This window comes from Segatella sp. (assembly GCF_977051555.1).
In genome coordinates this window covers 1-9,776 of record NZ_CDRSSE010000071.1, presented here as the reverse complement: position 1 = coordinate 9,776, position 9,776 = coordinate 1, and the positions used below count along the sequence as shown (strand labels likewise).

Below are 9,776 nucleotides of genomic sequence, written 5' to 3'. Positions count from 1 at the left end.
TAAACAAATTTTAAGAATTCAGCCCGTTTTTACATATTTTAAGCGTTTATTTTCGGTTCCGAAATGGGTATCATTTTCAGGAGGCTCCCCTTTTTTCTTATTTCTTACCACAGAAATCTCTGAAAAATCGAGTGGGGAAGGGCTTCCCGTCTTGTATTATGTTAAACAATTATCAGATAAAAGAAGTTAACGATACCGAAAAATGGCTGATTTTTAAACAAATATTAATATAAAAAACTTAAAGTTTCGCATGTTAGATTCAGCTTTCGCAAGTTCAGAAGTTAAGGAGTTAAAGGAGTTGAATGAGTTAAATGAGTTAAAGAAGTTAAATGTGTTATCGCTCCCTATGGTCGCTGAGGAGTTAAGACAACAGTCTTTTTGGCGTAGTTTTTAAAGCTGCAAGACATACGTCTTAACTCCTTAACTTCCTTAACTCCTTTAACTTCCTGATATGCGAAGTTCAGTTATTTGGCCAATAATGATGTTAATTTCATTCAAATATTTGGCGTAATCAAGATTTTGCAGTATATTTGCATCCAAAAGAATTTAAATGTGAATCAAATGGTTAAGCATTTATATATAATAGCAGGTTGTAATGGAGCAGGCAAAACGACTGCTTCTAAGACGATTCTTCCCAAGTCTTTGCTCGTTAAAGAATTTGTTAATGCTGACGAAATTGCAAAAGGTCTCTCACCTTTCAATCCTGAAGGAGTAGCGATAGAAGCAGGGCGTTTGATGCTTAGGAGAATAGAAGATTTGCTGGAAATGGGTGAATCGTTCTCCATAGAAACTACTTTAGCAACCAGATCTTATATTAATCTGGTGCGCAGAGCACAAGAAAAAGGGTATGTTGTGCATCTCTTGTTCTTTTGGCTGGATAGTATAGAGCTTGCAAAAAGACGTGTAGCTGATAGAGTAGCGAGTGGTGGGCATAACATTCCTACGCCTGTAATTGAACGTAGGTATAAGGCTGGTCTTAAGAATCTTTTTGAGATATTTATGAAAGAAGTGGATATCTGGATTCTATTTGATAACAGTTTAAATAAAGGAGAACGTGTTGCTTTCGGAGGTAGACTGCTTCCGACAAAGATTAAGGATATTGTTAAATTTAAAATAATTAAGGATTATGAGTGAAAGTGAGATTGAGGGCTTTATCAACAAAGTTGAATCAGGCTTAGTTGAAGCTCAGCATGATATGTTGGTAGAAAAGGCTTTATACAATCGTCCTGTTGTCATTAGTGACGGAAATGGCGGGGTAGTAGAAGTTTCTGCCAAGCAATTATTAAATTAGAAAAGGTTTTATCATTACTTTTAACTAGAGTCGCCCTTTGCGGCATGGATTTTTAAAACAGATGATTATGAAGCAGGTAGAAGAAAGATACATCAGCTTGCTGACCGACTTCGGCTTCAAGCGAATTTTTGGAACAGCAATGAACAATGATTTGCTCATTTGCTTTCTCAACAGCTTGTTTAATGGCAGACAGGTTGTGAAGGACGTATCGTATCTGAATCCGGAGCACGTGGGAGATGTATATACCGACCGCAGAGCCATCTTTGATGTATATTGCGAGGGCGAAAACGGCGAGAAGTTCATCGTTGAAATGCAGAATGCCTACCAGACGTATTTCAAGGATCGCGCCCTTTTCTACTCAACATTTCCTATCCGTGAACAGGCACCAAAGGGGAGTGAATGGGATTTCAGACTCAATCATGTCTATACCGTTGCCCTGCTCAACTTCAGCATGAACGAGGATGCTTTCGACAAGGAGAAAATCCGCCATCATGTGCAGTTGTGCGACACAGCTACCCACAAAGTATTTTACGACAAGCTCGAATATATCTATGTAGAGATTTCTAAGTTCAACAAACCCCTGGAAGAACTGGATACGCTCTACGAGAAGTGGCTCTATGCACTGAAGAATCTCTATAAGCTTACCCAGCGCCCGAAAGAGCTGTGCGACAAGGTTTTCGACCGCCTCTTCGAGGAAGCCGAGATTGCCAAGTTTACTCCGCAGGAAATGAGGGAGTACGAGACCAGCAAGATGGCATATCGCGACATCAAGAATTCCGTAGACACCGCTAAGCGTGAAGGCATAGCTGAGGGTAAGGAAATTGGTATGAAGGAAGGTATGGAAAAAGGTATGGAAAAAGGTAGAGCAGAAGGCAAACATGAGGCAAACACAGAAACAGCACAACGATTGCTGGCAATGGGACTTTCTGCCGAACAGGTTGCCAAGGCTACCCAGCTGCCTTTAGATATCATTAAGAATCTGAGCAATTCATAAAAAACAGAAAGCGGAGATGTAGATTACAAATATCACCTATAATCAAGGGTCTATACGCCACCTTTTCATCGTGGCATATAGACCACTCAACAGTCAACAATCTCTAACATTATCGGAATTTCTATATTCTGTTTCCTGATTTTGGAAAAGTGTACGAGTTTGTACACAATCTTAACTGGACTCATATTAGGCGACTGTTATCTGAAAATAAAAAGAGGATGTGTCATCTGGTTATGACACACCCTCTTTTTGTCTTTTATTTCTTTTTCTTCTTCTTCTTGATGCCGAAGAAATCGCGAAGGCCATTGAAATCTTTCTTCATGATCAGACCGAGACCTTGCGTGTTCAGACTGTTGCGCGTAAAATAGCGGTCGTTGGTCTGATTATACATGCGTATGGCTAGGTTGCCGTTAGGGAAGATGAGATAACGGAGGTCGAAATCACCGATGAAACTCTGGGTGGCATTCGGATTGTCACGATAACCGAACTGACCATTGAAGAGTAATCGGTTGTTGAGCAGCTTGCCACTCAGAATGCCCTCATATTCGGCATTGGTGAAACCTTCATCGCCCGTAGATATGTTGGCACCGAAATTCCAGTTGTTGCTCTTCACCACGTTGGAAAGTACGGTGTTGAGCTGCTGCGAGATGGTACCGCTCAACAGACTCTGCATCGCCAGCGAAGTCTGACTCTGCTGCTCATTATCCTCGCTCACCTGGTTGTTGTTGGTCTGGGCGTAGAACCGGCCGATGCCCAAGAGATAGAGCACCTGCTGATTCATCTCTTCCTGAGAATTGATGAGCGAATAGATCATCTGCTTGGCATCGCTGTTAACCGTAGGCAGGTCCATCGAGAAATCTACCTTTGGCGATTGAGGTGTGCCGGTAATGTCCATCAGACAGTCTACGCGGATGTTGTTGCCCGAGAACGAACGGCCGATGCGCAGGTCGCTCAGCGGCACGCCGTTGACGGTATATTTAGCGCGCAGGTTGAGTGGGGCATTGTATGGGTTGCCACCGAAGGCGATGGTGCCGCCCGGCATGAACTCGAACTCTTTCTTGATGAGATTCTGGATGGTGAGCTTGTAGGTGCCATGATCAACCACATAGTTGCCGAACATATCGAACGAGCCCTTGTTGAAGTAGTTGGCGCGGATTACGCCATCGCCGTTCAGGGTGATATAATCGCCCGACTGCTCGTCCATGATCAGCTTGAGCGTGAGGTTCTGGTTGGTGTTTACGAGGAAATTGATGCGCATATCCGATTCGAAATCGATGTCATCATCCCTCTGTTTCGTGGTTGAAGCCCCGTTCAGGCTGTCCATGATATCCGGCACAATCTCATGCCAGTGGATAAAGCTCTTGTCGCTGATAGCATCAGGACTTGCTACATTATATACAAAGATGCTGCCCGGTTCGGGTTCGGCATTGATGTCGATGACGGTTTCGCCGCTCTTGCCGTGGATGCCTACCTCGCCCGTGGCATAGATGGTGCCATAGAAGGTGTTGTCGCCAAACTCGCGGGTATCGAAGCCCAGGAAGTTGTGCGCCTTGATATCGAGGTCGTAGCTCAGCCTGGTGAGGTGCTTGTGGTGGATGCCTCCGCTCAGGATAGCTATGTTGCGGTTGCGGTCGAAGATGGTATCATTCTCTATGAGGATATCATCGGGGATAGCGTGGGCATGGAGCGCATCGAAGGTGTAATCGGTGTTGAGCTGCTTGAGGTGTACCTTGCCGTGAGCATTGATATCGCCCACGAGATTGATGTTGCTCAAATCGCCCACCACATTGAGATGACCATCGCCCCAGGCTTCTACCTGATTCATGAAACTGCCGCAGAAATTCTCGAGGAATTTCATGCTGGTGCCCTGGGCATCGATACCCAGGTCGATATAGTTGCGCTTAGGCGATACATATCCGTTGATGAGCGTCTGATGCTCTGGTCCGTCATCGGCAACTGCGTGAATATCAATCTGTTCGAGCTCCTTGTTGAAGTTGACTCCAGCATGGAGCACGCCGAGCGGACCGTTTTCGAAGGTAAACTCGTTGACGTCCAGCTGGGCGTAGGCATCAGGGTCGTTGAAGAGGCTCTTTACTACTGCCTTGCCCGAAGCCTTGCCGGTGAAATCTACCGAATGGAAATTGATGAGGTTCAGCACGTATGCCACATCCACATCCTTCAGATCGGCTACGATAGAATCGGTCTTCTCAGGTGTTGCCAGACCCGAAACAATGACGTGCTGCTGGTCGTGGCTCACGGCGAAATGATCTACCAGCAATCGGTTCTTGCTGTAGATGATGTCGGCAGGGTGAACCTCCCAAGGTGTGCCGTCGATTCTGATTTCAGACGGGTGTATGGTTACGTGGGCAGTAGAAACATGGTCCTCGTTCTTGAAGAACTGCGCCCTCGTATCGATGATGCCCTGGATAGGGAGTTTTGCCGAATGGTTGTTGTAGAAGAGCTTGGCGAAGAGCTGGTTGTCGGCTGCGGCTGCCTTTACGTGGATAGCCGGTCCGTTATCGTCCCATTTGCCCTGTCTGATCTGCGCATCTACCTTGAGCGAATCGTTGATGGTATGCAGGCGCACCTTGGCTCCATGATAGTCTTTGCCGCCATAGTTGAAGCCAGGCACGCTGGCGTAGATGTTGACGGTTTTCTCGGCATCGTTTATGAATCCATCGGCAAAGACGGGCTGGTCTATCTGCAACGGAATGCCCAGCATGCGCTGCAGAATCTCGGTAGAGTTGATTTCTGCCTGGAAGGTGAAATGGTTCTTCGCACTCCTGTCTACCTTGCCTATGCCGGGGAGGGTAGGCAGTTTGCTGGCTACCAGGTTGGTGAAACTCTTGGTGAGGGTAGCGTAATCGTATTCGCCATCTACATGGATGCTGGCGAACGGTGCTTCGAGGTCGAAATAGCTGTCCTTGCCCTGGTTCTTGGCGCTTACGGTGATGTCGTCGAGACTGTAGGTCTTGTCGGCTACCTTCAGCCCGAGAATGGTTGGCAGCAGATGCTGTACATGGGCTGTTGCGGCATACTGCTTGCGCGGGATAGAGTAGGAGCCTTCTACCTGGATGTTGGCGTTAGGGTCGGCGATGGATGCAAGTCCCTCTACCAATCCCTGGTTATAGCTGCCGTCTATCTGGATGTTGCGGTAGCTGTACTTGTTGAAATCGAAGCGCGGAATGCTGCCCTTGGCATAGAAATGCTGCTTGTTGCCATGAGCCGAAAGCGAGGCTGCCAGGATGCCGAACTGCCCGTTGTCGAGGATGCGGCCCAGATTGATGCCCTGGGTGTTGATGCTTGCCTTGAGCTCGGAGCTAGCCTTTTCTGCCTTGATGGCAACTTCGCCCACATCGGTCTTCAGTTGTCCATGGGTGCCTACTTTCTTGCCTGCGCCATAAACTTCACCTATATAATATATGTCGCCCAGGCGCAGCACTTCCTTCGGTATGCTGATGCGTTTGCCCAGATTTCTGGAAACCTCTCCGATGCCATCGCCCGATACTCTGAGGGCAGCGATGTTTGCCTTCCAGCGCAGCATGCGGTCCCAATCGCTCACACGGCCGTTAGCCCTGAGCAGCAGACTGCCGCTCTGAGTCTTGAACTCGAGGTTATGGATGCGGGCAGATGTACTGGTGCCCGAAAACTGGAGATGAAGCTGCAGGGCATCCTTGAACTTGCGGAGTTCAGGCACGAAGCAGGCAATATCGGCAAGCGTGATGACGGATGGCTTGATGCCGCCCTGAAACTGGAGGGTAGGCTTCACGATATGCTTGTTCTCGATGCGGTAGGTAGCGCGCAGGTCATCAAACTGCAACTGCGAATGAGGAAGCTCGATGCTGAAGTCTCTGAGCAGGGCTTGCTGCTGGTCGGCATCGAGTTTGAATCTCAGATTCTTGAGTTGAAGTCCTGATTTATCTTTCAGCGCTATCTTCTTGACAGCCAAGTGGATATCTTTATCAGTAAGATGCCCTAGGATGATGTGGGCAGAGAGGTCTGTGATGCCGATATGCTGCGGCGAGAAGACGCCCGGCTTAGGAGCAACATCGCGCTGGTTGTAGGCAACGGCACCATGGCGGATAATCAGACTTCCAATGTGGAGGTCGAGCGGAGTATGATGGGTGGTATCTTTCGAAGCCAGCGAATCGAGCATGAACTGGATGTTCATCGGGCTCTTGGCATCCTGCTTGTAGATGTTGGCGTTGAGACCGAAGAGCTGGGCAGATGAGACCGAAATCTTGCCATCCTTGAGGGGCAGGAAATCGAGCTTGGCTGATACGCGGGAGGCGCAAATCATGCTGTCGCCCTTCTGGTCGAGCATCATCACGTCATCAATGATAATACGGTTAAAGAAGCCCAGATTCACCTTTCCGATGCTTACCTCTGTGCCGAATTTCTGAGCCAGGGCACCGGCTACCTGAGAGCCTATGAAGGCCTGTACTGGTGGCACGTGCAACAGTACTACGAGCAAGAAATAGACAGCAGCCAGCGTCCATATAATGCCATTGATGATATGTTTTAAATGTTTCAGAGTTGCTTTCTCTAGTTTACAAAAATGTTACTAATTTGAATTTTGCGACAAAATTACTGAAAAATCGGCATAAAATCGAATAATTCACACAATTTTTCTTTTTTATATCACTTTTTTTCACTATTTTTGCAGCACGTTTAGAAGTTTCAGCATAGAAGTAGATAAAATATATGTTTTATGGCAGATAGCCAGTATAGCGTCTTGATGAGGGCGCTGAAGCATATATCTTGAAGTGATTAGTAAATTTATATATAATATTTTTTAATGTAGTTATGGCAAATGTAATTAAGTTACGTAAAGGCTTGGACATTAACCTTACGGGTAAGGCTTCCAAGGATGTAACGCTCCAGGTGGCTCAGGCTGGCGAGTATGCGCTGGTTCCTGCGGCTTTCGTGGGTGTGACTCCTAAGGTAGTGGTACGCGAGGGCGATCATGTCAATGCCGGAGATGCCTTGTTTGTGAACAAGGCTTGCCCGGAGGTGAAGTTTGCCTCGCCAGTGAGCGGAGAAGTAACCGCCATTGAGAGAGGTGAGCGCCGAAAGGTGCTCTGCGTGAAGGTGAAGGCCGACGCAGTACAGACCTCTACGGATTTTGGTAAGAAAAACGTTGATGCGTTAGACAGTGAGGCTGTCAAGCAGGCCCTGCTTGAGGCTGGTCTCTTCGGATACATCAACCAGTTGCCTTATGCTGTGTCCACAACTCCCGACACCAAGCCTAAGGCAATTTTCGTTTCTGCCCTCCGCGACATGCCGCTCGCAGCCGACTTTGAGGTAGAACTCGAAGGCAACGAAGAGGCTTTCCAGACGGGTTTGACAGCCTTGAGCAAGATTGCGAAAACTTATCTTGGTGTTGGCGTTGACCAGCACAGCAATGCGCTCGGCGAGGCTAAGAACGTAGAACTCAATGTATTCGACGGTCCTTGCCCGGCAGGTAATGTAGGCGTACAGGTGAACAACATCGACCCGGTAAACAAGGGCGAGGTGGTTTGGACAGTAGATCCAGCATCGGTTATCTTCTTCGGAAGACTCTTCCTGACAGGTAAGGTTGATTTGCACAAGACAGTGGCTGTAGCTGGTAGTGAAATCAAGACTCCTGGCTATGCTGAAGTATTGGTAGGTGCACCTTTAAGCAGTTTTGTAGCCAATCAGCTGAAAGCTACTGATCATGTGCGACTTATCAATGGTAATCCTCTTACTGGTGCAAAGACAACCGTAGAAGATTTCGTAGGCGGTCATACCTCAGAGATTACAGCTATCCCAGAGGGTGATGACAACGATGAGATGCTGGGTTGGATTCTTCCACGTACCGATCAGTTCTCTACATCGCGTTCATATCTCTCCTGGCTCTTCGGCAAGAAGAAGGAGTACAATCTCGATGCCCGCGTGAAGGGTGGCGAGCGCCACATGATCATGAGCGGCGAGTATGACAAGGTGCTTCCTATGGACATCTATGGTGAGTATCTCATCAAGGCAATCATCGCAGGCGACATCGACAAGCAGGAGCAGCTCGGTATCTACGAGGTAAGCCCTGAAGACTTTGCTGTGGCTGAGTTTGTAGATTCATCTAAACTCGAATTGCAGAAGATTGTACGCGAGGGTCTGAACACCCTGCGCAAGGAGAACGCTTAGTTTTAGTTTACAGTTGATAGTTTATAATTGATAGCAATGTTGCTTCATGGTTGAGCTAAACCCCTATAAACTCTTAACTATTAATTATTATAATAATGAGTGCATTAAGAAATTATCTCAATAAGATAAAGCCTAACTTCCAGAAGGGAGGTAAGCTGCATGCCTTCGAGAGCGTGTTTGACGGTTTCGAGAGCTTCCTGTACGTGCCTAATACGACAGCGAAGAGCGGAGCCAGCATCCACGATTCTATCGACTCGAAGCGCATCATGAGCTTTGTGGTAATCGCCCTGATTCCTGCTTTGCTCTTCGGTATGTATAATGTGGGATACCAGAATTTCAAGGCTGCAGGCACATTGGATGCTGCCAGCTTCATCGAGGTCTTCGGCTTCGGATTCCTGGCTGTCCTCCCTAAGTTGCTGGTTAGCTACATCGTGGGTCTCGGCATCGAGTTTGCCTGGGCTCAGTGGAAGCACGAGGAAATCCAGGAGGGTTACCTCGTCAGCGGTATCATCATCCCATTGATCATTCCTATCTCTACACCGCTGTGGATGCTCGCCCTGGCGTGCGCCTTCGCAGTTATCTTCTGCAAGGAAATCTTCGGTGGTACTGGTATGAACATCTTTAATGTGGCTGTAGGTGCCCGTATGTTCCTCTTCTTCTCATATCCTTTGGCTATGAGTGGTGATAAGGTTTGGGTGGCTAAGGACGCTATCTTCGGTCTGGGTAACACCCTGCCTGATGGCTTCACGGCTGCTACTCCTCTCGGTCAGCTGGCTCAGGGCAGCATGCCTTCAGCTAGTCTCTGCGATTCTATCATCGGTTTCATTCCTGGCTGTATCGGTGAGACATCAGTCATCGCCATCGCCATCGGTGCCATCATCCTTCTCTGGACAGGTATCGCATCATGGAAGACCATGGGCAGCGTATTCGCAGGCGGCATCGTGATGGCGCTTATTTTCCAGGCTCTCGGCATGACACCTATCGCCTGGTATGAGCACATCGTTCTCGGTGGTTTCTGCTTCGGAGCCGTATTCATGGCTACCGACCCTGTAACCTCTGCCCGTACAGAGAAGGGTAAGTACTTCTACGGATTCCTCATCGGTGCCATCGCCGTCATCGTACGTGTGATGAACCCAGGTTATCCAGAGGGTATGATGCTCGCTATCTTCTTCGGCAACATGTTTGCTCCACTCATCGACTATTGTGTAGTTCAGGGCAACATCTCACGCCGTGCTAAACGTGCTATTAAATAATGTAGGAGGAATGTAGATATGAAGACAAATTCAAATAGCTATACTATTATCTATTCGGTTATCATCGTGGTAATCG

General features: G+C 47.7%; 7 protein-coding genes. 6 read left to right on the top strand and 1 reads right to left on the bottom strand.

The window, feature by feature from the left end; genetic code table 11:
- From ACWJAO_RS12765 to ACWJAO_RS12750, 4 genes are all read left to right on the top strand, one after another.
- A partial coding sequence (locus ACWJAO_RS12765; RefSeq protein WP_449140535.1) for a hypothetical protein occupies nt 1-190 on the top strand: 190 nt, incomplete at its 5' end.
- Nucleotides 191-561: 371 nt separating this feature from the next.
- Nucleotides 562-1,134, top strand: coding sequence for a zeta toxin family protein (locus ACWJAO_RS12760; protein ID WP_449140536.1), 573 nt, complete (start codon nt 562-564; stop codon nt 1,132-1,134).
- Nucleotides 1,127-1,291 carry a hypothetical protein gene (locus ACWJAO_RS12755; RefSeq protein WP_006846734.1) on the top strand — a complete coding sequence of 55 codons (165 nt, stop codon included), beginning with the start codon at nt 1,127-1,129 and terminating at the stop codon, nt 1,289-1,291. The genes ACWJAO_RS12760 and ACWJAO_RS12755 overlap by 8 nt, the downstream gene beginning before the upstream one ends.
- A gap of 67 nt (nt 1,292-1,358) precedes the next feature.
- Nucleotides 1,359-2,285 carry an Rpn family recombination-promoting nuclease/putative transposase gene (locus ACWJAO_RS12750; protein WP_449140534.1) on the top strand — a complete coding sequence of 309 codons (927 nt, stop codon included), beginning with the start codon at nt 1,359-1,361 and terminating at the stop codon, nt 2,283-2,285.
- A 256-nt stretch (nt 2,286-2,541) separates the two neighbouring features.
- Here the strand turns inward: ACWJAO_RS12750 and ACWJAO_RS12745 are convergent, their stop codons facing one another.
- Complete coding sequence (locus ACWJAO_RS12745) at nt 2,542-6,738, bottom strand: translocation/assembly module TamB domain-containing protein (RefSeq protein ID WP_449140533.1); 4,197 nt, start codon at nt 6,736-6,738, stop codon at nt 2,542-2,544.
- 353 nt (nt 6,739-7,091) lie between these two features.
- On the opposite strand from ACWJAO_RS12745, the gene ACWJAO_RS12740 reads away from it, so the two are divergent.
- Both ACWJAO_RS12740 and ACWJAO_RS12735 read left to right on the top strand, forming a co-directional pair.
- Complete coding sequence (locus tag ACWJAO_RS12740) at nt 7,092-8,447, top strand: Na(+)-translocating NADH-quinone reductase subunit A (RefSeq protein ID WP_449140532.1); 1,356 nt, start codon at nt 7,092-7,094, stop codon at nt 8,445-8,447.
- A 95-nt stretch (nt 8,448-8,542) separates the two neighbouring features.
- Entirely contained in the window at nt 8,543-9,700 is a 1,158-nt protein-coding gene (locus tag ACWJAO_RS12735) for an NADH:ubiquinone reductase (Na(+)-transporting) subunit B (protein ID WP_449140531.1), read from the top strand.
- Nucleotides 9,701-9,776 lie beyond the last annotated feature (76 nt).